Genomic DNA, 24,124 nt, shown 5'->3' on the forward strand with positions numbered 1-24,124 from the left:
GGGTTCAGATGACGTCGATGAGGTCGGCAACCGAGTCGATCACGTGATTCGGCTGGAACGGGTACCGGTCGATCTCAGCGCGCGTCGTCGAGCCAGTCAATACCAGGTAGGTCGACAGGCCGGCCTCGATGCCCGCCACGATGTCGGTGTCCATCCGGTCGCCCACCATGGCGGTGGTCTCCGAGTGCGCCTCGATGCGGTTCAGCGCGCTGCGGAACATCATCGGGTTGGGCTTGCCCACGTAATAGGGGTCTCGTTGGGTCGCGCGGGTGATCATGGCCGCCACGGCGCCGGTCGCCGGTAGCGGCCCTTCGGGGGACGGGCCGGTGGAGTCCGGGTTCGTCGCGATGAACCGGGCGCCGCCGCCGATGAGCCGGATCGCCCTGGTGATGGCCTCGAAGGAGTACGTCCGGGTCTCACCGAGCACGACGTAGTCGGGGTCGGTGTCCGTCAGCACGTAGCCCACCTCGTGCAACGCCGTCGTCAGGCCGGCCTCGCCGATGACGTAGGCGGTGCCGTGCGGCTTCTGGTCGTCGAGGAACTGAGCTGTGGCCAGCGCGGAGGTCCAGATGGACTCCTCCGGCAGGTTGATACCGGATGATCTGGCCAGGCGGGCCTGCAGGTCTCTGGGTGTGTAGATCGAGTTGTTGGTCAGCACGAGGAACCGCCGTTCACGGTCGGCCAGCCGCTGCAGGAATTCCGCTGCTCCGGGGATGGCCTGTTGCTCGTGCACCAGAACGCCGTCCATGTCGGTCAGCCAGCATTCGATCTTCCGCTCACTCACGTTTCCCACTGTAGGTGCCTCCCACGCCCAGTGTCGGGCTCACGATTCTGAGGCTCTACCCTCTGACGGGAAGACCAACCGCGATCTGTTGCCCAGCCGGTATCGAATTGTGAAGCGGGCGTACGGCTGTCGGGCCCATCAGGTAAGGTCGGCCCGGTTTACCGAACACTTCACATCAGGAGATCACCTAATGAATCGTGTCACCAAGGTCGCGTCGATCCTCGGGGCCACCGCGCTCGTCATGTCGGTGACGGCCTGCGGCAGCGACGGCGGCGACTACTGCGACGAGCTCAAGAACACCGAGTCCGAGCTCTCCGACGCCGACACCGCCCTGACCGACCCCGGCGCGTTGTCGGACATGACCGAGAAGCTGGAATCGGTCGCCGATTCGGCCCCCGACGAGGTCAAGGAGGACTGGACCGCGGTGACCGACGCGTTCACCACGCTGTCCGAGCTCGACGTCGACTTCAACGACCCCGAGGCCATGAGCGACCCGGAGGTCATGGAGCAGCTGGAGGGCATGGCTGACGTCCAGACGAACTTCGAGAACATCGCCACGCACGCCGAGGAAGAGTGCGACGTGGACATGGGCACGCTCTGACGGACCCGTCACTCGCGGACGGATTCGTTCGCACCGGGTGAGCCGAAACGGCCCCGCCTCCCGATTCGGGAAGCGGGGCCGTTCTCGTACTGCCGTCGTGCGGTCAGGCCGTGGTCTCACCCTCGGCGGCCGAGGACGATCCACCGGCTGTGGCGGCACCCACCGGCGCGACGTCGGGAAGCTCCGACTTCGGGTTGCCGGTGAAGGTGAACCGCGCGTCGCGGCCTTCGCCTTCGACGTCGACCACGACGATCTCGCCCGGCTTGAGCTCGCCGAACAGGATCTTCTCCGACATCGTGTCCTCGATCTCGCGCTGGATGGCCCGCCGCAACGGCCGCGCACCCATCACCGGATCGAAGCCGCGTTGGGCCAGCAGCTCCTTGGCTGCCTGAGTCAGCTCGAGGCCCATGTCCTTGTCCTTGAGCCGCTCGTCCAGCTCGGAGGCCCGCAGGTCGACGATGCGCAGCACCTCGTCCTGCGTGAGCTGGTGGAACACGACGATGTCGTCGACCCGGTTGAGGAACTCCGGCCGGAAGTGCTGCTTGAGCTCCTCGGTGACCTTGGCCTTCATCCGGTCGTACGTCGCCTCGTTGTCGTCAGCCGCGGAGAACCCGAGGTTGACGCCCTTGGCGATGTCGCGAGTACCGAGGTTCGTGGTCATGATGATCACGGTGTTCTTGAAGTCGACCACACGCCCCTGGGCGTCGGTGAGCCGACCGTCCTCGAGCACCTGCAACAGCGAGTTGAAGATGTCCGGGTGGGCCTTCTCGACCTCGTCGAACAGCACGACCGAGAACGGACGCCGGCGCACCTTCTCGGTGAGCTGGCCGCCTTCCTCGTAGCCGACGTAGCCCGGAGGCGAACCGAACAGCCGCGAGACGGTGTGCTTCTCGGAGAACTCGCTCATGTCCAGCTGGATCAGCGCCTCCTCGTCACCGAAGAGGAACTCCGCCAGCGTCTTGGACAGCTCGGTCTTACCGACCCCGGACGGGCCGGCGAAGATGAACGAGCCACCGGGACGCTTCGGGTCCTTCAGCCCGGCGCGAGTACGGCGAATCGACTTGGACAGACCCTTGATCGCGTCTTCCTGGCCGATGATCCGCTTGTGCAGCTCTTCTTCCATGTTCAGCAGCCGGGATGTCTCCTCCTCGGTCAGCTTGAACACCGGGATACCGGTGGAGAATGCGAGCACCTCGGCGATCAGCTCGTCATCGACCTCGGCGACGACGTCGAGGTCGCCGGCCTTCCACTGCTTCTCGCGCTCGATCTTCTGCGCGATGAGCTGCTTCTCCTTGTCGCGCAGCGACGCGGCCTTCTCGAAGTCCTGCGAGTCGATCGCAGACTCCTTCTCGCGCCGGACGTCAGCGATGCGGTCGTCGAACTCCCGTAGGTCCGGCGGCGCCGTCATGCGCCGGATACGCAGCCGGGCGCCGGCCTCGTCGATGAGGTCGATGGCCTTGTCCGGCAGGTAGCGGTCGGAGATGTAGCGGTCAGCCATCTGCGCCGCGGCCACCAGAGCGCTGTCGGTGATCGAGACCCGGTGGTGCGCCTCGTAGCGGTCGCGCAGGCCCTTGAGGATCTCGATGGTGTGCGGCAGCGTCGGCTCGGCCACCTGGATCGGCTGGAAGCGGCGCTCCAGCGCGGCATCCTTCTCGACGTACTTGCGGTACTCGTCGAGCGTGGTGGCGCCGATGGTCTGCAGCTCGCCCCGAGCCAGCATCGGCTTGAGGATCGACGCAGCGTCGATGGCGCCCTCCGCGGCCCCGGCACCGACCAGCGTGTGGATCTCGTCGATGAACAGGATGATGTCGCCGCGGGTGCGAATCTCCTTCAGGACCTTCTTCAGCCGTTCCTCGAAGTCACCGCGGTAGCGCGAACCCGCCACCAGGGCGCCGAGGTCGAGCGTGTAGACGTGGCGGTCCTTCAGCGTCTCAGGGACCTCGCCCTTGACGATGGCCTGGGCCAGGCCTTCGACGACAGCGGTCTTACCCACGCCGGGCTCGCCGATCAGGACCGGGTTGTTCTTGGTGCGGCGCGACAGCACCTGCATGACCCGCTCGATCTGGTCCTCGCGGCCGATGACCGGGTCGAGCTTGCCTTCACGGGCGGCCTGGGTGAGGTTGCGCCCGAACTGGTCGAGCACCAGCGAGCTCGACGGCGCCTCGCCCTGAGTGCCGGCGCCGGCCGTGGCGGCCTCCTTGCCGCCCTGGTACCCGGAAAGCAACTGGATGACCTGCTGGCGGACGCGGTTGAGGTCAGCCCCCAGCTTCACCAGGACCTGAGCAGCAACGCCCTCGCCCTCGCGGATGAGGCCGAGCAGGATGTGCTCGGTGCCGATGTAGTTGTGGCCGAGCTGCAGCGCCTCGCGCAGGCTCAACTCGAGGACCTTCTTGGCGCGCGGCGTGAACGGGATGTGCCCACTGGGCGCCTGCTGTCCCTGGCCGATGATCTCTTCGACCTGTTGGCGCACTGCCTCGAGCGAGATGCCGAGACTCTCGAGCGCCTTCGCCGCCACACCCTCACCCTCGTGGATGAGACCGAGCAGGATGTGTTCGGTGCCGATGTAGTTGTGGTTGAGCATCCGGGCCTCTTCTTGGGCCAGGACGACAACGCGCCTCGCGCGGTCGGTGAACCTCTCGAACATCAGTGGCGCTCCTTGCCGAGCGGTCGGCTGTGAGGGCTGCAAGCTCCCACATCTGACCATTCGATGCTATATCCGCCCCCGGTCGCATCCCCGATGGTGCGCCCGGGGAGTGAGACATGGTGCGGACCTGTCTTACGTTCCGTGCCGTAAGAACACCACGTACGGCGCCCGATGTTCCACTCCAGAGCACTCAGCAGGCCCGCGTTCGCTGCAGGCGAAGCCAGGGCGCAGCCTGCTGACCGCGCCAGTGGCCATCGGGGCGGGCTCCGTAAAGTGGCTCGCGGGCCGTCGGTCACGAAAGTCGGGAGTCGTGGGTGGGCATCGTGCGTCATCGTCCGGCGTGGGCCGGCGCTGCCCTACTGGCTGTGGCCGCGCTGGCCGGCTGCACCGGGGGCGTGGACACGGCGTCGTCTCCGGCGACCTCGACGGCACACGACGCCGGCTCGAAACCGGGCACCGCGCAGTTGCCGGACTCCCCCGTCGGACGGCAGGCGCGATGGGTCCTCGACGAGCTCGGCCACGACACGGGACCGGCGGTCGACGTGGCCGCGGAGCGATTCGCCGCGGAATTCCTCACCGAGGTCCCGGCTGATGACGTCAGGACGGTCTTCGACCAGTTGCGCCCGCTCGGCCCGTGGCGCCCGGTGAACGTCGACGTCACCGGGCGGGACGCGGTGGTCGGGCTGCTCGACGGCTCCGGACGGTCGTGGCGCATGGTCATCTCGGTGGATGCCGACGGCGACATCACCACCCTGGTCGTCCAGCCCGCGCCCGGCGCCGAGGCCCCGGCGGCGTCGACGTGGCAGGACCTGCACGATCAGCTCACGGCGCTCGACGCGGACGTCGGGCTGTTGGCGGCGCGCGTCACCGATGCCGGCCGATGCGAGCCGATCAGCCGGATCGACCCCCGCTCTCCCCGGCCGATCGCGTCGATCTTCAAGTTGTACGTGCTCGGCGCGCTCGCTACCGCCGTGGCCGACGGCGACGTCGCCTGGAGCGACCAGCTGACCATCACCGACGACACCCGCAGTCTGCCGACCGGTGAGCTGCAGAACGAGCCTGACGGCACCGGAGTGTCGGTGGCTGAAGCCGCCGCCGGCATGATCGCCGTCAGTGACAACACCGGAGCCGACCTCCTGGCCCTGTTGCTGGGTCGCGACGCCGTCGAAGCGGCGATGGCCGACATGGGCCACGCGGATCCGCAGCTGAACACGCCGTTCCTGACCACTCGGGAATTGTTCTCGGTGGGGTGGGGCCCCGGAGGGCTCCGCGACCGGTGGGCAGCAGCCGACACAGCCGGTCGCCAGCAGATGCTGGCCGGGCTACCGTCCGGCGCATTGCCGCTGAGCGCGAGCGACGTGCGCGATCCGGCCTGGCCGGCCGGCGTCGGGTGGTTCGCGTCGGCCGCTGACGTCTGCGCGGCGTTGGTCTCGCTGCACGAAGAGACCGGCACGGCGAACGACCAGCAGCTGCGCGACATTCTCAGCAGCAATCGCGGCGTGAACATCGACTCCGACATGTGGCCCTACGTCGCGTTCAAAGGTGGCAGCGCGCCTGGGGTGGTCACGGGGTCGTGGTACGCCGAACGCGTGGACGGGCACCGATTCGTCTACGTCATGCTGGCTGCGGCCGCCGAGCCCTCGGCGCTCGCCGATCACACCGCGTTCTTCCAGCTCGCTGAGGACGCCTTCGACCTGCTCGCCGAGCAGTGAACACGTAGGGAGCGGATGCCGTCGGTCGTCACTGGTGTGGCGGGCGTGCCGCCCCAAGCTCACCAGGGGCCGTACGGCCCGTCGTGGGTGGTGGAGCCCCGGCGTCCGCCACCCACGGCGCGCACGGCGGGGCGTACGTCGACGAGATAGACCGCGGCGCCGACGACGCCGATGATGTTGAGGAAGAACAGCGGCGCCGGGAAGACGGCCAGTTCGACCACCGTCGCCACACCGAGAATGCCCAGCCAGATCGGCTTGGTCAGCTTTCCGGCCGCAGGGAACGCTCGCGTGGGAACCCGGGCGGCGTCGATCAGGGCGTAGCCCTTCAATGCCAAGGCGGCCACGCCGAGCGACACCAACAGCCACGACTGGAAGTCCCCGAACGTGTTCACGCGTCCACTGTACGTGACGCCGCTCGACAGCCAAGGAGTGCTTTGTCGCGGATTTCCGCTGTCGAACTCCGCAGGCTGCCGGCGACGACGACGGTCAGCGTGACTTGCGCTTCTGACTGAACGTGTCGGCAGCCTTCTCCGTGACCTCGGCGACCTCGTCGGCAGCACCGGCCACGTACCCTCGCACGTTCGCCACGACGGTGTGCACGGCGGGGCCGTACTGGCCGCGCAGCCGCTCGACGACGCCCTCGCCGCGCACAGAGAGCTCGCCGTAGGTCTTGACGGCCTCACGCGAGGCGGTTTCGACGCGCTCGCGCAGCCGCTGCGGAAGGTCGGCGGCTCGCCCCTGCGCCTGCAGGACCAGTTCGGGGAAGCTGGCGCGCCACGCCTTGACATCGGCCGGCAGCTCGTTGAACCGGCGGCGCACGTCCGCCCGCAGCTCGTCGTCGCCGACCACGCCGGATACGCGTGTCGGCAGCTCACGCAAGGTGGCGACCGCGGCGTCGGCGGCGCCGGCCATCGCGTAGAGCGGGTTTCGCTCGGCCGCTGGGGCCTCGGTCTCGGTGGTGTGAACGTCGGTCATGGAAGTCACCCTTCTTCGGTCCGCTCGCCGCGCCGGGCGGCGACGAACGAGGCATAGACGTCGAGCAGCGCGCGCTTTTGCTGCTCGTCGAGGATCGGGTCGGCGAGGATGGCGTCCTGGACGTCGCTGACCCCGCTCGGTTCGTCGAGCAGACCCGCCCGCACGTACAGCGCCTCGGACGAGATCCGCAGCGCCTTGGCGATCTGGTGCAGCACGTCGGCCGACGGCTTACGCAGCCCACGCTCGATCTGGCTCAGATACGGGTTGCTGACTCCGGTCAGGTCGGCGAGCTGTCGCAACGACAGCTGCGCACTGCGACGTTGCTCGCGCAGGAACTCGCCGATGTCCACCTTCGCCATACCACGATGCTAGCTAACAATTGCAAGCATTCGCAAACTAACAGCTAGCACCCGGACGGTTGTCACCGCGGAATCGGCACCACCGGCAGCCCGTCGGTGAGCTCGGTCAACGTGAGCAGGACGAGCGACGACGTCCAGGCCAACGGCGCCACCGAGGCCGGCTCGGCACTGGAGTCGACCTTCTCGGGCAGCGACCCGTGCGGGGTCCGGTAGGTGTCGAGGAACGTCAGCAGCCGCTCCGCATGATCCCGTTCGCCCTGGCCGGCCAGCGCCAGAGCCAGCAGGCCGGTCTCGGGAGTCCAGGCCACCCCGACGTCCTTGGTCCACGCCTCACCGGGTCGGTGCCCACCGTTCGGAACCCGCAGGGCCTCCTCGGCTGAGACCACGGCATCGCGCACGGCAGAGGCCGGCGGCGCGAACGGCGGCGCGAGGAAGCTCACCGCGGCGTCAGCTCCCCCGTCCGGCAACGTCCGGGGGTAACCATGCGAGCCGAACCGCTCGTGCAGGGCGGCGTCGAGCCGGGCCGAAGCCGCGCGCCACGCGGTGTCGTCGACCCCCAACTCCGGGGCGAGCGCGATGGCGGCGTGCAGCCCCGAGGCCAACGGCGCCGCCACCCCGAGGGTCACCTCCGACTCGGACTTCTCCCAGTAATCCGACGACACCTCGGGCAGCCCGTCCTCGTCGAGCGAGTCGACGATGGCATCGGCCGAATCCACCGCCGCCTCGCGCATCGTGTCGATGACGTCGGCAGCCAGGTCGTCGTCGGGCTCGGAACGCAGGAAGGTCCACAGCGCCCACAGCACCCAGCCGGCCCCGTCCAGCTGCTGCGGCCGGTCATCGGGCGGACCACTGCCGTCGGTCCGGTATCGCGCCTCCCACCGGCCGTCCTCCGGCGCCACCCCGGCCAGGAAGCCGAACACGTCAGCGGCGTCGTCATGGTGCCCGGTGACCGCGAAGGCAGCGATGGCGAACGAGGCGTCGCGCGGCCACACGTACCGCCACGACGACACCGGAGCCGCCATCAGCGCACCGGAGTCCGCCGTCAGCGCGCGGAGATCGAGCAGGGCTCGTTCGGCCATGTCCGCGTACTCGGTGCGCTCGCCCGGAATGGTGCCGGCGCGAAGCCAAGCACGGTCAGCCGCGACGCGGCGGGCCACGGCCGGGTCGTGGTGGTCCGCCGTGCTCAAGACGCTGGTTCCGGGCACGAACGTCGCCGACGACGACGGCGCCACCGTCGCCGTCTCACCGGAGGGCTCCACCTCGATGCCGCTGGCACGCAGGTCCAGAACCGTTCCGCTGGTCGGCGCCATGCTGACGGCGGCGATGACGATGATCACCGCCGCAAGTCCGATTCGCCATGCGTAACGGCGCAGGAAGAGCACGTCGCCACGGTACATCGCGCGCCGCCTCTGGCGCCGTGCGGAGGTCGCGGCGATCACCAGGACCGCGCGGCGCGAACCTCTCCCACCACGGCACCGCCGCCTCGCACCGGAACCGTCGCGAGCTCGGCCGGCACCGAAGCGTCGACGCCCAGCCGCTCGAGCGCCGCGACCAGAGCGACCATGCGCGCCCGCGCGCCGCCGTCGTCGATCTTGACCGCGACCGCTCGTCCGTCCGGCAGCCCGGCCGCCAGCACGGCTTCGGCGCCACCCTTGCAGAACAGCCCCGGCACGCTGCGGATGAGTTTCGCCTCGTCGCGGGACGTCCCGCTGACGAACTCCGGGTGCATCCTGATCGCGTCCACCACGCGCCGCTCCGGGCTACCGCTCGGCGCCGTGGCCAACGCCTGGTACATCCGCGCCAGCCCGGTCAGCGTCAGTGCGAACAGCGGCGCACCACAGCCGTCCACGCCGGTGTGCGAGACCGGTTCGCCGGCCAGTTCGGCGACCGTGGCTCGAATCGCCGTCTGCAGTGGATGCGCGGAGTCGAGGTAGTCCGCCGTCGACCACCCGTTGACCACGCACGTGAGCAACATCGCAGCATGCTTGCCGGAGCAATCGGCGGCCAGAGCGGACTCGTGCTCGCCCTGCCTGGCCATCGCCAGCATGGAAGCGGTGTCGCCGGGCCACCCGGGGGTGTTCTGGAGCGCGGACTCCTCGAGCCCGGCTTTGCCCAAGATGTCCAGCGCGCCGTGCCGGTGAAACCGCTCACCGGAGTGGCTGGCCGCGGCCAACGCGAGCAGCTCACCCTCCAGCGGCAGCCCGAGCCGGGCCATCGCCACCGCCTGCGCCGGCTTGTTCGCCGAGCGCGGATACATCGGCACGTCGACGTCTCCGGCCTGGAGCACGACCGAGCCGTCGGCATCCACCGCCACGACCGAACCGTGATGCCTGGACTCCACGAGACCCGACCGGACGACCTCGGCCACGACGACGGTCCGGGTCGGCCCGTGGGATGGTTCCCGGACTGGCTCCTGGACTGGTTCCCGGGCTGGTTCCTGGGCTGGCCTCACGCGAACCTCCTCGTCTCGCGCTCGATCCTGTCACGGTGCCCCGCTGCAGGGTCGGCCACGTCGCCGGTGGCAAGATCTGTGACCATGCGTGCAGTGATCCAGCGAGTCACCTCGGCCTCGGTCAGCGTCGACGGTGACGTCGTCGGTGCCATCGATCCGGGGGACGGCGCACAGGGCCTGCTCGTCCTGGTGGGCGTCACCCACGACGACGACAACGACACGGCGGCGAAGCTGGCCCGCAAGGTGTGGGGCCTGCGCATCCTCGATGATGAGCGTTCCGCCTCCGACGTGGGCGCGCCGATCCTCGTGGTCAGCCAGTTCACGCTCTACGCCGACACCGCCAAGGGACGCCGCCCGTCGTGGGGCGCGGCCGCTCCCGGCCCGGTGTCCGAACCGCTGGTCGAGGCGTTCGTCGCCGCGCTTCGCGACCTGGGTGCTGACGTCGCCACCGGCGTGTTCGGCGCGGACATGCAGGTCAGCTTGGTCAACGACGGTCCGGTGACGCTGATCGTCGACGTCTGATCCCGCTGACGGCCTCAGCGCAGTTGCGGGCGGACGTGCAGCCCGACCTCAGGATCGACGACGACCTCTTGGGCGGCAGCCACTCCCCCGGCCACCAGGTCGACGTCCACCGGCACGTTGCGCTTGACCACCGCGAGTGCGATCGGGCCGAGTTCGTGGTGATGCATCGCCGTGCCGACGTAGCCCACGACTCGCTCGCCGTGGATGACGTCGTCACCGTGGGCGGGCAGGTGTTCCACCGAGCCGTCCAAATGCAGCAGAACCAGCCGCCGCGGTGGCCGGCCCAGCGTGTGGACCCGAGCCACGGTCTCCTGGCCCCGGTAACACCCCTTGTCCAGGTGTACCGCGGTACCGATCCAGCCGACCTCGTGCGGAATGGTGCGTTCGTCGGTCTCGCGTCCCAACCGGGGCTCCCGGGCCTCGATCCGCAGGGCCTCGTAGGCCCAGACGCCGGCCGGCGAGCCGGCGGATCCGAGATAGCTCACCAGCTCGTCTCGGGGGACGAACACGTCGCGGCCACGGTCGGTGACCCGGGCCAGCAGCGTGGAAGGCTGCGCAAGCGGCTCCCACACGACGGCGTAGCGCTCGCTGACGTCGTCGACCTCGACCTGCGACCAGAACGTCATGGAACGCAAGTAACCGGTCAACGCCTCCGTGGTGCCGGGCTCGACGTGGAACCAGATCGCCTCGCCGTCGTCGACCCCGTACAGCGCGTGCTCCACCCGGCCGTTCGCGTCGAGGATCAACGCCGACGTCGCCTGCTGCGGCTCGAGGTGTTCCACGTGCTGGGTCAGCAGCTGGTGCAGCCAGCTCAAGCGATCGGGCCCGGCCACACGTACGACACCGCGGTGTGACAGGTCCACCACGCCGTCACCGGCGGCCAGCATGCGCTGTTCGCGCAGCGGGTCACCGTAGTGCGCGGCGACCCCGGCGTCGGGTTCGGCCGCTGCCACGGCTCCGGGTCGGTCCAACCACGGGCTGCGATAGGTCTGATCGGCGCTCATACTGCCTCCAACACCGACACCGGGCGCACCCATCCCGGTGGATCCGGTCACCCCTGGGCCTCGGATGCTCCGGTGACTCTCTTGAGCTCGGCCGACAAGTGCGGGGTGAGCTCATGGCCCATGGCCGACATCTCGTAGACGTACATCAAGGTGCCCTTGACCAGACCATACAACCGGTGCCCAGTCCGGTAGTCCTTGGCGCCCTCGGTCTTCAGTACGCCTCGGGTCGCCATCTCGATCTTGGCCGGCTCGACCTGGCCGATGTAGATCTCCACGAAGCCCGTGGGGTGGCTGAGCAGCACTTCGATCTCGCCGTCGGCCTGTGGGCGCCAATAGCCGGTCTCCCGCGCGGCAGGCCGCACCAGGTTGCCGTCGTCGTCGAGGATCCAGCTCTTGCTGGAGTACGACAGGAACGGTTTGCCCGGCAGGTAGGTGAACTCCACCTCCTGGCCGAACCGGAAGGCCTCGATGGTGGGGTAGTCGCCGAGTCCAACGCCTTCCCAGCGGCCGAGCAGCCACGAGATGGGGTAACACGCCTCGTGGAGGTCGTCGGGGATCTCGATCACGGTGATTCAGGCCCGGCCCTGGTAGAGCTTGCGCGCGACGAACACCGCGATGACTCCGGCGGCCACGCTGACCAGGACGAGCGGGCCGGTGAAGGCGAATTCCAGCACGTACCGGAGTCTATCCCCGGCGCCACACGCGCCGCCGTAGGCTGGGGTGCCATGGAGCGTCGCCTCGTCGTCAAGGTCACCGCAGGTACCGATGCGCCGGAGCGCTGTTCGCAGGCGTTCACGGTCGCTTCGACGGCACTCGCGGCGGGGGCGACGGTGTCGCTGTGGCTCACCGGGGAGTCGGCGTGGTTCGCGCTGCCCGGCCGCGCCGCTGAGTTCGAGCTGCCGCACGCGGCGCCGTTGCCCGACCTGCTGGACGCCCTGGTCGCAGGTGGCACGGTGACGCTGTGCACGCAGTGTGCGGCGCGGCGCGAGATCGGGCCCGACGACGTCCTGCCCGGCATCCGCATCGCCGGAGCGCCGACGTTCGTCGAGGAGATCCTCGCCGACGACGTCCGCACTCTCGTCTACTGAAAAATGATCATGTTCACTAGGTGATTGCCTGCCGTACCACCCTTGCACGCCTGGTGATGCGACAGATCGCCTCGTGGTGCCACCCGGCGATTCGCCTCGTGGCGCCCACCCGACGGTTCGCCTCGTGGCGCTACCCGGCGGTTCACCTCGTGGTGCCACCCCGCGGCCGGCCGTCGAGACACACCACTAGGCGTTGTGCTGCATCACCAGGCGTGCACGGGTGGTGGACCAGGCGAATACCTAGTGAACATGATCATTTGACACGAACCTCAGGGGACGTGGACGTCGACCTCGGTGACGCCGGTGTCGGCCACGACGGCGCGATCCACCGGCTGCGCCCCCGGCGCGAGCGTCCGCAGCTTCCAGGTGCCGGGAGCAGCGAAGAACCGGAACTGTCCCGTCGTGCTCGTCGGCACCTCGGCCGTGAACTCACCGCCGGAGTCGAGCAGCCGCACGTACGCACCGGCCAGGGGCGCGTCCGCGCGGTGCACCACGCCCTGGATCACCGTCTCCTTCGTGACGTCGACGCCGTCGAGCGAGACGCCTCCAGTGGTGGCTCCGCACATGACTTACACCGTCCCCGGCTCGTCACCCGTCGCGACCGGCACGCCGATCAGGGAGCCGTACTCGGTCCAGGATCCGTCGTAGTTCTTCACGTTCTGCACACCCAGGATCTCGCGCAGCACGAACCACGTGTGCGACGAGCGCTCGCCGATCCGGCAGTAGGCGATGGTGTCCTTGTCGAAGTCGACACCTGCCTCGCTGTACAGGGCGCGAAGCTCCTCGTCGGAGCGGAAGGTGCCGTCGTCGTTGGCCGCCTTGCTCCACGGCACGTTCGCCGCCGTCGGGATGTGGCCGCCGACCTGCGAGACCTCCTGCGGCAGGTGCGCCGGAGCCAGCAGCCGGCCGGCGTATTCGTCGGGCGAGCGCACGTCGACCAGGTTCTGCTGGCCGATCGCCGAGATCACCTCGTCGCGGAAGGCCCGGATCGAGTTGTCGGGGTCCTTCGCGGTGTACGTGGTGGCCGCGCGCTCGGGCACGGTGTCGACGAGTTCGCGGCTCTCGAGCTCCCAGATCTTGCGGCCGCCGTCGAGCAGGCGGACGTCCTCGTGGCCGTAGACCTTGAAGTACCAGTAGGCGTACGCGGCGAACCAGTTGTTGTTGCCGCCGTAGAGGACGACGGTGTGGTCGTTCGCGATGCCCAGCCTGCTGAGCAGGGCCTCGAACTGCTCCTTGGAGACGAAGTCGCGACGTACCGGGTCACGCAGGTCACTGGTCCAGTTGATCTTGACCGCGCCCTTGATGTGGTTCTTGTCGTAGGCCGTGGTGTCTTCGTCGACCTCGACCAGAACGACCTTGGGGTCGTCGAGATGTTGCTCGACCCAGTCGGCCGAGACGAGAGCGGACTCGCGACTCATGAAGCCACCTCCGTGGTGGGGTTGGGGTGATGGGACGGTATGAAGCGCCGGTAGGTGAGATAGATCTCGCAGCCCAGGCAGAAGCCGAAGGCGGCGTTGAGGAACGCGGCCGCGAATGCGGCGCCGACGGCTACGTACGTGACGAGCTCGACCGACACCACGTGCCCGGCTAGTCCGACCAGGCCGAAGATCAGCCCGACGGCTTGCGCGAACCGTGGCGCGGCTGCGTCCTCGAGGTGTTTCGGTGCGCTGAGACGTGGGCGCACCGACCACGCGAAGAGCCGTCCGTACGGCGAGGCTGCCGGGCCGGCCAGTGCGCCGACGGCGAAGACGAGCGTCTGCGCGGCCAAGACCCAGCTACTACCGGTGAGCAGTGCGACGGCGAGAACAACGGTGGTCAGCGTCGCTGCGAAGCGCAAACCACGGGGATCGACCCCGGGCGAAGTGCTCTGCATGACTCTCCTGACGTGGAAAAGACGGATGTACAACGTCGTGAACGGCGGTGTTCGTCGGACACTGCTCGACGGCACCCGCGGAAGATCGTGCCCGCGACCGTTCCTCGTCAGGACATGCGACAGAGCATGGAAGCCGCACGACCGAAGTCGATGGCGCGGCGCTTCCACAGCTCTGTACGGAACATGCCATCGAGCTTACGGCCCCTGGAGACCCACGTCATCGCGATGGCCATATGGTGAGACACACGTCTCAAGGTGTGGCCCGAATTTGGACGGCCGGTCAGGCCGGCAGCGCGGCGCGGACGTCGTGGAGCCGGGGCGCCCCGCTCGCGCGGCCGACGATTCGTCCCGTGTGGTCGAGCACCAGCGTGGTGGGCGTGCGCAGCACAGACAGTCGGCGAACCAGATCGAGATTGGCTTCGGCGTCGATCTCGACGTGGACGACGCCCTCGGTGTCGGCCGCGACGTGCGCCAATGTCGCCCGCGCTGCGCGGCAGGGTTGGCAGAAGGCCGACGAGAACTGCACGAGCGTGGCTCGTTCGCCGAGTTCGGCGCCGATCTCGGCTGCGCTCAAGCGTTCGCCGGTGTCGGCGTCGGCGTGATCGCTCGGCGTCGCTGGCCGCACCCGCCCGTCGCGCCGGCGCTGCCACACCCCGAAGGTCGAAGCAGCGACCAGCACAGTGAGAAACACGATCACACCCGTCACGCTCGGGACAACAGCGCCGTGGCGGCCGATGTTCCGGGGCCGCCGGATCAGCCGACGAAGATCCGCCCCAGAACGAACGCAGCAGGTGCTGACGCCACGAACGGCAGCGTGACACGCATCGCCAGCAACGCACCGGCGCCGCGAACACCGGCGGGAGCGCCCACCGGCGCATCGTCCGGTTCGCCGGCCGGCTCAGACATGCTGTCCGGCTCAGCCATGCCCGCGGACTCAGCCGAGCGGGCCGCGCTTTCGGCGCCGACGCCGGACCCACCGATTCGATGAGCGGCGCGCTGTCCGACTCGCTCGTGCTCGGACCGGGCTCCGACGCGCCTGGAAGCCGCGACGGCGTCGTCAGCCAGGCGGTCGACGGCGGCGAAGGCGATGGCCGCCATCAGCCCGGAGAAGGCCGTCACCACGACCGCGCTCACCGGGGGCACCGCCTCGCCGATGCGTTCGACGGTCATGACCACGGCTCCGGCAGCGACCGCACCCAGCAGTACCCCGACCACCCGCCGCGCCCCGCGCGAGACCGGAATCGCCTCGACCAGCCCGACGGCACCGACCCCGAGCAGCGCCAGCCCCACGGAGTAGACGCCGTCAGCGGACTCGCGCAGCGCGACCCAGCACACCGGGAGGACCGCCGCCACGCAGGAGGCCACACTGACCGCCAAGGATGAGGTGAGACCGACCCGGCCGTCACGCCGCCACAGCTGCACGACGATCGCCAGCACCAACGACGGGCCGAGCACCGCGGCCATCGGCGCCAGGTCGGCCGAGCGCTCGGCATACGTCCACGCCAGCGCGCCGCCGCCGGAGGCAAGCGCCAGTGCGGCCATCCACCGCGCCGACGTCGTTCCGGTCGTCGCCACCGCTCCGACCGCGAAGAAAACGATCACCAGCGCCACGGCACCGACGAGCGCCGTGCTGCCGGCCGTCGAGGCCAAAGCCAAGACGCCCGCCAGTACGGCGACGGTCAACGCAGCATGGACGGAGGGCACACAAAGAATGCTTCCAGACCCCGATGCCGTCACCGCGCCGAAATGGCAACAAGTCCACAACGACTCGCCATCGCCGAACGAACGGTTCAGCCTCCGGCGAACGGAGGCAGCAATTCGACGATCGAGCCGTCGCGCAGAACGATCTCGTCGTGGCGGCGGGAACCAGCCGGAGTCTCGTCGACGACGACCGCGCAGATGCCGAGCACCGCCGCGAAGCGGGAATCGGCTCCGTACGCCGAGCGCACATCGGCCAGGGCCGTCGCCAGGGTGTCGGCCTCCACGACCTGTTCGGCCACGCCCGCAGCAGACCGCAAGGCGGCCCAGTAGCGCAACGTCACCCGTGCCACGGCGTCACTCTTCTCTCGTCTGCTCGACCACCCACGCACCGATCCGCCGGATCAGCGGCTCGGTCGCTCCGGCTTCGGCGTGCCCGAACCCGCGCTCCAGCCACAGCGTGGCATCGCCGGCCGCCGAGTGCACGTGCCACGCGTGATGCAGCGGGAAGTAGTCGTCCTCGTCGCCGTGCACCACCAAGAGCGGGACGTCGACCTCGGCTGCCGCGGCTCGCGCGTCGATGGGGTCGGCTGCCCAACCGGCCGGCGACACCCGGGTGCGCCGGGTGAGCCGGAGCACCGTGCGCCCGACCCGGGTCAGGATCAACCGGTGCAGCGTGCGCATCGCGGCGGTCCCGCGGTAGTGCCACTCGCCGGGTACGCTGACGGCCACGACGGCGTGCACGCCCCGGTGCAACGCGGCGTGCCGGACCACGACGGCCGAACCGAGCGAGAACCCCACTGTGGCCACCCGCCGGTACCCGAGCGCGTGCGCCCAGTCGATGGCGGCGTCGACGTCGAGCACCTCGCGCCAGCCGAGCGTGGAGTGACCGCGCGAGCGACCGTGCCCGCGCAGGTCGATCAGGACCACGCCGGCGCTTTGGCTCAGCCAGCCGGCGATGAGCCGCATCTTCGGGCTGCGCGAGTTCTGGGTGAATCCGTGCGCGACGACCACCGCGAGGTCGTCGTCGGGATCCGCGCCGGGAAAGTGCTCGCCTTGCAGGACGGTGCCGTCGGCGGCGAGCAGGCGCCGACGCTGCCCCGTGCGCGCCGTGCGCGCCGTACGCGCCGCATCCGGGGCGTCTGGAGCGAGCCGGTCGGCCATGTCCGCTATTCTCCCTTACGAGGGACCTGGGCGACGACGCCGCCGGGTCCCTTGTGCGTTCGTGACGGATCACGCACCCGGGCGAACGTGACGTGCGAGCACGTCCGGAGGAGGGGCGTACCGATGCCGACCATCGTTCTGCTGACCAACTCACCCCAGTCGTCGGCCGACGTGTTGCCCGCGCTCGGATTCCTCCTACACCAGGTACGGATCCTGCCGGCTGAAGCGTCAGCGCTGGTCGATGCGCCCAGCGGCGACGTCGTCATGGTCGACGCGCGTCGCGACCTGACCCACGCGCGTGCCCTGACCCGGGTGATCCGCACGACCGGCATCGACGTCCCGCTGATGGCCATCGTCACCGAGGGCGGTCTGGCCGCGGTCACGGTGGAGTGGGGCATCGACGACGTCATGCTCGACACGGCCGGACCGGCCGAGGTCGAGGCCAGGCTCCGGCTGGCGCTGGGCCGCGTCGCAGCCACCAACGACGACTCGCCGGACGAGATCCGTACCGGTGAGCTCGTGATCGACGAAGCCACCTACACCGCGAAGATCGCCCGGCGCACCCTCGACCTCACGTACAAGGAGTTCGAGTTGCTGAAATTCCTCGCCCAGCATCCCGGGCGCGTGTTCACCCGCGCTCAGCTCCTGCAGGAGGTGTGGGGCTACGACTACTTCGGCGGCACCCGGACGGTGGACGTCCACGTGCGCCGGTTGCGCGCGAAGCTCGGTCCCGACCACGACGCCCTCATCGGCACGGTCCGCAATGTCGGTTACCGCTTCGTGCCGCCGCAATCGCGCACGGGGCGTACCCACCCGGGCAGCGAGGCCTTGCTCGGTGAACCCGATCAGCCCGCGAGGGCTGACGACGAGGCGGTCGACTCCACCGCGTCCACCGACTGACGGCCGGGCCGGCGGGCCACCGTACGCTCAGCCCCATGGCCATCTTCGCCGCAGGCGCCTTCGATGCCTCCACCCTCGCGGTCATCAGCCAGTTCGCCGACCGCGCCCGGGCGGCCGACGGCGTGGCGCCGTTCTCCGACGACTTGTGGGCCGCGGCGAGGCAGGGGCGCACCGAGCTCACGCTGACGCTGACCGACCAGCATGAGGACGTCTGCGGAGTGGCCTTCACCGCGCACCAGGGTGATCGACTGGCCGCCGAACTGCTGGTCGATCCGCAGCGACGACGCCGTGGCTTCGGCGGCCAGTTGCTGGCGGAGTTGCTGGACCGTACGGACGGCGAGCTGTGGATCTGGGCGCACGGTGATCTGCCCGGCGCCCGCGCGCTCGCACGGCGCCACCGCCTCGAGCGTGCCCGCGAGCTCCTGCAACTCAGACGGCCGGTAGGTCCTGACGCTCCGCCGCTTCCCGAGGTTCGGCTGCCGGACGGCGTGCGGATCCGTACCTTCGTGGTGGGCCAGGACGAAGCAGCATGGCTGAAGGTGAACAACGCCGCGTTCAGCTGGCACCCGGAGCAGGGCGGGCAGACGATCGACGACATCCGCGCGGCGGAGTCCGCGGCAGATTTCGACCCGGCCGGGTTCTTTCTCGCCGTCGACGACGCCGATCAGGTCCTGGGCTTTCACTGGACCAAGGTGCACGCCGAAGATCCGTCGAATCCCGGCGGCGGGCCGATCGGCGAGGTCTATGTCGTCGGTGTGCACCCGGCAGCACACGGGCGCGGTCTCGGGGCTGCGCTCACCGCCGTCGGGCTACAGCATCTCGCCGACGTCGGCGGTGTCGAGACCGTTCAGCTCTACGTCGAAGGCGACAACGCCGCAGCGCTGAAGGTCTACGAGCGTACCGGCTTCACCAGGCACGCGGTGGACGTCGCCTACCGGCGCGCCTAGTCGTCGCGGGCGGCGAGGGCGAGCACCCGCCGGGCTTGCTCGACCATGGCAACGTCGAGGAACGAGCCGTCGGCCAGGACCGCTGTACCGTCGCCGAGGCTGGCTGCCGCCTCGACCGCGGCCACCACCTCTCGAGCCCGGCCGACCTCGGCCGCACCCGGCCGGAACGCCGCCTCGATGACCGGCAGCTGCTTCGGGTGGATCGCGGCCCGGCCGACGAACCCGAGTTGCCGCCCGCGCCGGGTCGACTCCGCCAATCCGTCCAGATCCGCGAGGTCCGGATAGACGGCCATCGCCGGCGGTGGCAACTCTGCCGCGCGCGCCGCCACCACGATCCGCTGCCGGCACCAGTCCAGCCCGTCCGGCCCAGTGACCCCGAGATCGGAGCGCAGATCCGCTTCGCCGAGGCCGATGGACGCCGCCCCCGGCGCCTGGGCGATCTCGAACGCCGCCTCGACGCCGCGGGCGGACTCGATCAGGCAATGCACCGGCCGCTCACCGACTGCCGCCACGACTCGCGCGACGTCGGCCGCGCCGGTCACCTTCGGCACTCGCACCGCCACCGCCGGTGGCAAGTCGGCGACCATGGCGAGATCGGCCGTGCCCCACGGTGACGACGGCGCGTTCACCCGCACCTGGACCGCCCGGTCCGGATGGGCGGCCAGGAGCGCCGGTACCGCCGACCGGGCCGCTTCCTTCGCAGCCGGCGCCACGGCATCTTCGAGGTCGAGGATCACCTCGTCGGACGCGGACCCCAGCGCCTTGTGCGCCCGGTCCGGCCGGTCCGCCGGCACGTACAGCAGGGTCAGCACGAGCGTCATACCGCACCGGCCCCGCGTAGCTCGGCGATCTCAGTGGCGGTGTAGCCAAGATCACCGAGCACCTCGTCGGTGTCCGCGCCGTGGGCGCGCCCGGTCCACCGCACCTCGCCCGGCGTCGCGGACATCCGGAACAACACGTTCTGCATGGCCACCGGCCCCAGATCGTCGTCGTCCATGGTCACGACGGTGCCGAGCGCGGCCAGCTGCGGGTCGGCGACGACGTCGGAGGCGTCGTACACCGGCGCGACCGCAGCCTGCGCTTCCTCGAAGGCTTCGACCACCTCGGCCCGGGTCCGTTCGGCCACCCACGCGGCGACTGCGGCGTCGAGCTCCTCGACGTGCTGGGCCCGGCCGGCACCCGTGGCGAACCATGGTTCGTCCACCAGCTCCGGCCGGCCGACCAGGCGCATCACTCGCTCGGCGATGCTCTGCGAGCTGGTGGACACCGCGACCCAGCGCCCGTCCCGAGTGCGGTACGTGTTGCGCGGCGCGTTGTTCACCGAGCGGTTCCCGGTGCGCGGCTGAATGGTCCGCAACTGGTCCCAGCGGGTGATCTGCGGGCCGAGGACCGACAGCATCGGCTCGATGATCGAGAGGTCGACCACCTGGCCCGCGCCGGTCCGCGACCTGGCCTGCAACGCGGCGGTCACCGCGAACGCCGTCGCGAGCGCGGTGATGCCGTCGGCCAGGCCGAACGGCGGCAGAGTCGGTGGGCCGTCCGGTTCCCCGGTCATCGCCGCGAATCCGCTCATCGCCTCGGCGAGCGTGCCGAACCCGGGCCGGCGCCGGTACGGGCCGACCTGGCCGAAGCCGGTGACACGGGCCAGCACCAGGCCGGGGTTGTCCGCCGACAACTGGTCGTAGCCGAGGTTCCAGCGCTCCAACGTGTCCGGCCGGAAGTTCTCGATCACCACGTCGGACTGTGCGGCAAGCCGCAGGAACACCTCCCGGCCGCCGGGCTGGGACAGATCGGCGGTGACCGTCCGCTTGTTCCGCCCGAGCGTCTTCCACCACAGGTTGTGGCCGTCCTTGGCTGGTCCGTGCCCGCGGGACGGGTCCGGCCGGCGCGGATGCTCGACCTTCACGACGTCCGCACCCATGTCGCCCAGGTGCATCGCGGCGATCGGCCCGGCGAACAGCGTCGCCGCGTCCACGACTCGGATGCCTTCCAGCGGCCCGCTCACCGGCCCACCTCCGCGGCATCGAGGAAGGCGTCGATCTCGGCGCGGCCCGGCATCGACGACGATGCACCGAACCGCTGGACCGACAGCGCGGCCGCAGCGGAGGCGCGGCGCAGCGAGGCGGACCAGTCCACGCCTTCGGCGAGCCCGACCGCGAGGACGCCGGCGAAGGTGTCCCCGGCCGCGGTGGTGTCGACTGCGTCGACGGCGAACGGCGGCACTCGGCGCACCGTAGGCTGATCGGCCGCGCTGACGTGCAGCGCACCCGAGCGGCCCAGCGTGATGACGACGTCACGACCACCGGCGGCCAAGCTGCGAGCCGCCGCGTCCGCAGCACCGGCGCCGGTCAGCAGCGCCGCCTCGTGCTCGTTCGGGACCAGGACGTCGACCGCGGCGAGCAGCGAGTCCGGCAGGGGAACCGCCGGCGCCGGGGTGAGAACGGTACGCACACCACGTTCTCGGGCATATGTCGCGGCCGCGCCGACGACCGCCAGCGGCAGTTCGAGCTGGAGCAGGAGCAGGTCGGCGGCCTCGATACCCGCCCGATGGTCCTCGGTGAGAGAGCTGACCGTGCCGTTGGCTCCGGGAACGACGACGATCGAGTTGTCGCCGGCCGCGTCGACGACGATGTGCGCGGTCCCGGTCGGCTGGTCGACAGTGGCCAGCCCGGACACGTCGATACCCGCATCGCGCAGGAGGTTGGTGATCCGACGCCCGTGCTCGTCGTCGCCGACCGCACCGAGAAACGTCACCGTGCCACCGGCTCGGGCCGCCGCCAGCGCCTGGTTGGCACCCTTGCCACCGGGAACGGTGTGCAACGAATGTCCCGGGACGGTCTCGCCCCGCTGCGGCGCCCGGTCGACGGTGACGACCAGGTCCATGTTGGCGCTGCCGAGAACCGCGATTCTGCCGCCGCTCACTGGCGTATCTCCCTTCGCTCGGCGACCGCGAGCGTCCGGCGGGCCAGTGCGTCGAACCCGATGCCGTCGAATCCGCTCAGCGTGGAGGTCACCCGATTGCGCAGCGGCGCCGTCCAGCGTTGCGGCAACCCGGACGCGCCGGTCAGCGCGCCGGTGATCGAGCCGACCGTCGCACCGTTCGAGTCGGTGTCCCAGCCGCCGCTGACGACGGCGGTGATCGAGCGCTCGAAGTCGCCCGCGCCGTACACGAGCGCAGCGACGACCAGTGCGGCGTTGTTCAGCACGTGGACCCAGTGCAGGTGCCCGTAGCGTTGCTCGATCGCATCGACGACGGCCTCGAAGTCGCCGTGCCGGCCCGGCAGCGCCCGGGCGAACCGCACGGCCTCGGCGTACCGGGAGGACGCAGGGACGACGGACAACCCGGTGTCGAGTACGTCGTCGACCGACGAGGCCACCACTGCGCTTGCGCAGGCCGCAGCGACGAACATCTCGCCGTACACGCCGTTGCGGGTGTGACTGAGCACGGCGTCGCGCCAGGCCAGCTCGGCGGCCCGAGCCGGGTCACCGGGACACGCCCAGCCGAACACGTCACCGCGGATCTGCGCGCCGATCCAGTCCCGGAACGGGTTGCGCACCCGCGCGGTCTGCGGTGGGACGTGACCAAGAAGGAGGTTGCGGTAGGCCACTCGCTCGGCGGTGAACACCCGCCCGGCCGGCAACTCGAGCAGCCAGCTCTCGGCGACGTCCTCGGTGGTCACCTCCGTCCCGTGCGCTTCCAGCAGAGCGAGGTTGAGCATCGGGAAGTTGAGGTCGTCGTCCTCGGGCATGCCGTCGATGTTCTCGGCCAGGCTGGTCGGCGCGCTGCGTCGGTTCCAGGGCCACCGTGCGGCGACCTCGTCGGGTAGTCCCACGGCGGTGAACCAGTCGTCGAGCGGCCATCGCCCGGTCGCTTCGAGGATCTCGCGGATGCCCCGGCGCGGGATCTTCTCGACCGGCTTGCCGAGCAGGCAGCCGGCCGCCCGGCCCAGCCACGCACCGTGTACCCGGTCGTAGGAAGTGGCGGCGTCCGGCCCGGGATGCACCGGCTGAGTCACCGCGCGAATGGCGTCGAAGTCCGTCGGCTCGGACTCGTCATAGACAGACCGCCGAGCGTCGATCTCGTCGAGCAGGTCCGCGGCGACCACGCTGCGATCATCGGTCGTCGCGTCCCAGCGCGACCGCAGCCCCGCCACGTCCACGCCGTCCTCGTCGGCCTGGGCGAACGCGTGCTCGACGAGCTCATCCGGCCGCACCCAGGTGAGCTGCATCAGTGCATCAGCTCCTCGAACGCCGCATCGGCGGCAGCTGTCCGGGCACGATCGGCGGCCCGGATCTCCATCGCCACGGCCGCCAGCCGCTCCCCCGGTGCGACCAGGTCGGTCCGGCTGGCGCTCGCGACGGCGTCGCACAGGTCGGCGGGCACGGCCGAGCGCCCGCCCAGCGTCCCGGCGATGGCGCCGGCCATCGTGGCGATCGAGTCGGAGTCGCGCCCGTAGTTGACCCCGCCGAGCACGGCGTCCCGCCAGTCACCGCCGGCGATGGCCAGCATGGCCAGCGCTATCGGCAGCTCCTCGATGGCATGCAGCCGGCTCGGCCGCCGGGCACCGAGGCCCTGATCGCGGTAGTCCTCCCCCACCGTGTCGTACGGCGCGACGGCCCGCCGGAGCTTGCCCGATTCGACCGCCTCGGTCCAGTGCCCGATGGACGCCGTGGCCTCGAGCACGGCGTCGATCGCCGCTCGGGTGCCGTCCTTGGCCAGCCGGCTGGCGGTCGAGAGAACGTCATCGATCGTCGCCCGAGGTGCGGCGGCAGCGGCGACACAGGCCGCCATGACACCGGCCGCCTCGCGGCCGTACGACGACTGGTGCGCGCCGGCGACATCGATGGCCTCGGCGTATGCGCCGTCCGGATCGGCGGCGTTCACAATGCCGACCGGCGCGATGTACATCGCCGCGCCGCAGTTCACCGCATTGCCGACGCCCGCCTCGCGCGGATCGGCGTGCCCCCAGTGCAGCCGCAGCGCGATGTACTTCTCGGCGAGGAATACCCGCTGCAGGGGCAGCGCCCGGGCTTCGAGTTCGGGGATCCACGTCTCGCGGCCGATCATCAGCGGCACCAGACGCTCCGCCACGTCGTACGCACTGAGGTGGGAACGGGCCTGTTCGTACACCTCGACGAGCAGGTGGGTCATCAGGGTGTCGTCGGTGACGTGCCCGTCGCCCTTGTGGTACGGGGCGATCGGCCGGGCGGTGCGCCAGTTCTCGTGGAAGGGACCGACGATCCCCCGGACCCGGCCGCCGTGCCGGGCGACGATCTGCTCCGGACTCCACCCCTCGACCGGCCCGCCGAGCGCGTCGCCCACCGCCGCCCCGACCAGGGCTCCGGTGGCGCGGTCCTCCAGGGTCGCCGAGGGCGGGTCGCCGGGGCGCGCGGGGGCGGG

Annotated in this window: 27 protein-coding genes; 6 read left to right on the forward strand and 21 right to left on the reverse strand. The window is 70.1% G+C overall.

Translation table 11 applies throughout. From position 1 onward, the window contains the following. Positions 1-4: 4 nt before the first annotated feature. Positions 5-748, reverse strand: coding sequence for an HAD-IIA family hydrolase (locus M6444_RS04605; protein ID WP_363326240.1), 744 nt, complete (start codon positions 746-748; stop codon positions 5-7). 226 nt (positions 749-974) lie between these two features. Between M6444_RS04605 and M6444_RS04610 the strand changes: the two genes are divergently transcribed. Then, positions 975-1,385 carry a hypothetical protein gene (locus M6444_RS04610; RefSeq protein WP_298323609.1) on the forward strand — a complete coding sequence of 137 codons (411 nt, stop codon included), beginning with the start codon at positions 975-977 and terminating at the stop codon, positions 1,383-1,385. Between the two features lie 103 nt (positions 1,386-1,488). Here the strand turns inward: M6444_RS04610 and M6444_RS04615 are convergent, their stop codons facing one another. Then, positions 1,489-4,029 (reverse strand): ATP-dependent Clp protease ATP-binding subunit, encoded by a 2,541-nt coding sequence (locus tag M6444_RS04615; protein ID WP_298323610.1) that lies wholly within the window; start codon positions 4,027-4,029, stop codon positions 1,489-1,491. A gap of 314 nt (positions 4,030-4,343) precedes the next feature. Here M6444_RS04615 and M6444_RS04620 point away from each other — a divergent pair, with 314 nt between their 5' ends. Next, on the forward strand, positions 4,344-5,741 hold the full coding sequence (locus tag M6444_RS04620) for a Cpe/LpqF family protein (RefSeq protein ID WP_298323612.1): 1,398 nt from the start codon (positions 4,344-4,346) through the stop codon (positions 5,739-5,741). 59 nt (positions 5,742-5,800) lie between these two features. Here M6444_RS04620 and M6444_RS04625 read toward each other — a convergent pair whose 3' ends face one another. The 5 genes from M6444_RS04625 to M6444_RS04645 all read right to left on the reverse strand — a co-directional run bounded on the left by M6444_RS04625 (position 5,801) and on the right by M6444_RS04645 (position 9,443). Further along, on the reverse strand, positions 5,801-6,133 hold the full coding sequence (locus M6444_RS04625; protein ID WP_298323613.1) for a DUF2516 family protein: 333 nt from the start codon (positions 6,131-6,133) through the stop codon (positions 5,801-5,803). Between the two features lie 94 nt (positions 6,134-6,227). Next, positions 6,228-6,716 (reverse strand): hypothetical protein, encoded by a 489-nt coding sequence (locus M6444_RS04630; RefSeq protein ID WP_298323614.1) that lies wholly within the window; start codon positions 6,714-6,716, stop codon positions 6,228-6,230. 5 nt (positions 6,717-6,721) lie between these two features. Further along, positions 6,722-7,075 carry a helix-turn-helix transcriptional regulator gene (locus M6444_RS04635; RefSeq protein WP_298323616.1) on the reverse strand — a complete coding sequence of 118 codons (354 nt, stop codon included), beginning with the start codon at positions 7,073-7,075 and terminating at the stop codon, positions 6,722-6,724. Positions 7,076-7,137: 62 nt separating this feature from the next. Next, a complete protein-coding gene (locus M6444_RS04640) occupies positions 7,138-8,472 on the reverse strand; it encodes a hypothetical protein (RefSeq protein ID WP_298323617.1) in 1,335 nt (444 codons plus the stop codon). Positions 8,473-8,510: 38 nt separating this feature from the next. After that, on the reverse strand, positions 8,511-9,443 hold the full coding sequence (locus M6444_RS04645) for an asparaginase (RefSeq protein WP_298323619.1): 933 nt from the start codon (positions 9,441-9,443) through the stop codon (positions 8,511-8,513). A gap of 168 nt (positions 9,444-9,611) precedes the next feature. On the opposite strand from M6444_RS04645, the gene dtd reads away from it, so the two are divergent. Beyond that, positions 9,612-10,049: a D-aminoacyl-tRNA deacylase gene (gene dtd, locus M6444_RS04650; protein ID WP_298323621.1), complete on the forward strand. Its 438-nt coding sequence runs from the start codon at positions 9,612-9,614 to the stop codon at positions 10,047-10,049. A 14-nt stretch (positions 10,050-10,063) separates the two neighbouring features. Here dtd and M6444_RS04655 read toward each other — a convergent pair whose 3' ends face one another. After that, positions 10,064-11,053, reverse strand: coding sequence for a glycine cleavage T C-terminal barrel domain-containing protein (locus M6444_RS04655; RefSeq protein WP_298323623.1), 990 nt, complete (start codon positions 11,051-11,053; stop codon positions 10,064-10,066). A gap of 47 nt (positions 11,054-11,100) precedes the next feature. Further along, positions 11,101-11,619, reverse strand: coding sequence for an FABP family protein (locus M6444_RS04660; protein ID WP_298323625.1), 519 nt, complete (start codon positions 11,617-11,619; stop codon positions 11,101-11,103). A 159-nt stretch (positions 11,620-11,778) separates the two neighbouring features. Here M6444_RS04660 and M6444_RS04665 point away from each other — a divergent pair, with 159 nt between their 5' ends. Further along, positions 11,779-12,141, forward strand: coding sequence for a DsrE family protein (locus M6444_RS04665; RefSeq protein WP_298323626.1), 363 nt, complete (start codon positions 11,779-11,781; stop codon positions 12,139-12,141). A gap of 269 nt (positions 12,142-12,410) precedes the next feature. On the opposite strand, the gene M6444_RS04670 is transcribed toward M6444_RS04665, so the two are convergent. From M6444_RS04670 to M6444_RS04700, 7 genes are all read right to left on the reverse strand, one after another. Next, the gene (locus M6444_RS04670; protein ID WP_298323627.1) at positions 12,411-12,707 is read right to left on the reverse strand and encodes a DUF1416 domain-containing protein; all 297 of its coding nucleotides are present in this window, start codon (positions 12,705-12,707) and stop codon (positions 12,411-12,413) included. Between the two features lie 3 nt (positions 12,708-12,710). Next, entirely contained in the window at positions 12,711-13,559 is an 849-nt protein-coding gene (locus tag M6444_RS04675) for a sulfurtransferase (protein ID WP_298323630.1), read from the reverse strand. Further along, positions 13,556-14,014 (reverse strand): DUF4395 domain-containing protein, encoded by a 459-nt coding sequence (locus tag M6444_RS04680; RefSeq protein ID WP_298323632.1) that lies wholly within the window; start codon positions 14,012-14,014, stop codon positions 13,556-13,558. Before M6444_RS04680 ends, M6444_RS04675 begins: the two co-directional genes overlap by 4 nt. A 280-nt stretch (positions 14,015-14,294) precedes the next feature. Further along, positions 14,295-14,720: a thioredoxin family protein gene (locus M6444_RS04685; RefSeq protein ID WP_363326236.1), complete on the reverse strand. Its 426-nt coding sequence runs from the start codon at positions 14,718-14,720 to the stop codon at positions 14,295-14,297. 47 nt (positions 14,721-14,767) lie between these two features. Continuing rightward, entirely contained in the window at positions 14,768-15,718 is a 951-nt protein-coding gene (locus tag M6444_RS04690) for a hypothetical protein (protein WP_298323635.1), read from the reverse strand. Between the two features lie 86 nt (positions 15,719-15,804). After that, the gene (locus M6444_RS04695) at positions 15,805-16,065 is read right to left on the reverse strand and encodes a MoaD/ThiS family protein (protein ID WP_298323637.1); all 261 of its coding nucleotides are present in this window, start codon (positions 16,063-16,065) and stop codon (positions 15,805-15,807) included. 4 nt (positions 16,066-16,069) lie between these two features. Next, the gene (locus M6444_RS04700) at positions 16,070-16,876 is read right to left on the reverse strand and encodes an alpha/beta fold hydrolase (RefSeq protein ID WP_298323639.1); all 807 of its coding nucleotides are present in this window, start codon (positions 16,874-16,876) and stop codon (positions 16,070-16,072) included. A 123-nt stretch (positions 16,877-16,999) separates the two neighbouring features. Between M6444_RS04700 and M6444_RS04705 the strand changes: the two genes are divergently transcribed. Then, positions 17,000-17,776, forward strand: a complete 777-nt coding sequence (locus tag M6444_RS04705; RefSeq protein WP_298323641.1) for a response regulator transcription factor — start codon at positions 17,000-17,002, stop codon at positions 17,774-17,776. Between the two features lie 35 nt (positions 17,777-17,811). After that, positions 17,812-18,723, forward strand: coding sequence for a mycothiol synthase (mshD, locus tag M6444_RS04710; protein ID WP_298323643.1), 912 nt, complete (start codon positions 17,812-17,814; stop codon positions 18,721-18,723). Here mshD and M6444_RS04715 read toward each other — a convergent pair. The 5 genes from M6444_RS04715 to M6444_RS04735 are packed head-to-tail and all read right to left on the reverse strand — an operon-like array spanning position 18,720 to position 24,085. Continuing rightward, positions 18,720-19,544, reverse strand: coding sequence for an aldolase/citrate lyase family protein (locus tag M6444_RS04715; RefSeq protein WP_298323645.1), 825 nt, complete (start codon positions 19,542-19,544; stop codon positions 18,720-18,722). The genes mshD and M6444_RS04715 overlap by 4 nt on opposite strands. Next, positions 19,541-20,728 (reverse strand): CoA transferase, encoded by a 1,188-nt coding sequence (locus M6444_RS04720; protein WP_298323647.1) that lies wholly within the window; start codon positions 20,726-20,728, stop codon positions 19,541-19,543. The genes M6444_RS04715 and M6444_RS04720 overlap by 4 nt, the downstream gene beginning before the upstream one ends. Further along, positions 20,725-21,606, reverse strand: coding sequence for a ribokinase (locus tag M6444_RS04725; protein ID WP_363326241.1), 882 nt, complete (start codon positions 21,604-21,606; stop codon positions 20,725-20,727). Before M6444_RS04725 ends, M6444_RS04720 begins: the two co-directional genes overlap by 4 nt. A gap of 35 nt (positions 21,607-21,641) precedes the next feature. Further along, positions 21,642-22,952, reverse strand: coding sequence for an ADP-ribosylglycohydrolase family protein (locus M6444_RS04730; RefSeq protein WP_298323650.1), 1,311 nt, complete (start codon positions 22,950-22,952; stop codon positions 21,642-21,644). Continuing rightward, complete coding sequence (locus M6444_RS04735) at positions 22,952-24,085, reverse strand: ADP-ribosylglycohydrolase family protein (protein WP_363326242.1); 1,134 nt, start codon at positions 24,083-24,085, stop codon at positions 22,952-22,954. The genes M6444_RS04730 and M6444_RS04735 overlap by 1 nt, the downstream gene beginning before the upstream one ends. Between the last annotated feature and the right edge of the window lie 39 nt (positions 24,086-24,124).

It is taken from the genome of Haloactinopolyspora sp., assembly GCF_027324685.1.
Classification (GTDB): Bacteria; Actinomycetota; Actinomycetes; order Jiangellales; family Jiangellaceae; genus Haloactinopolyspora.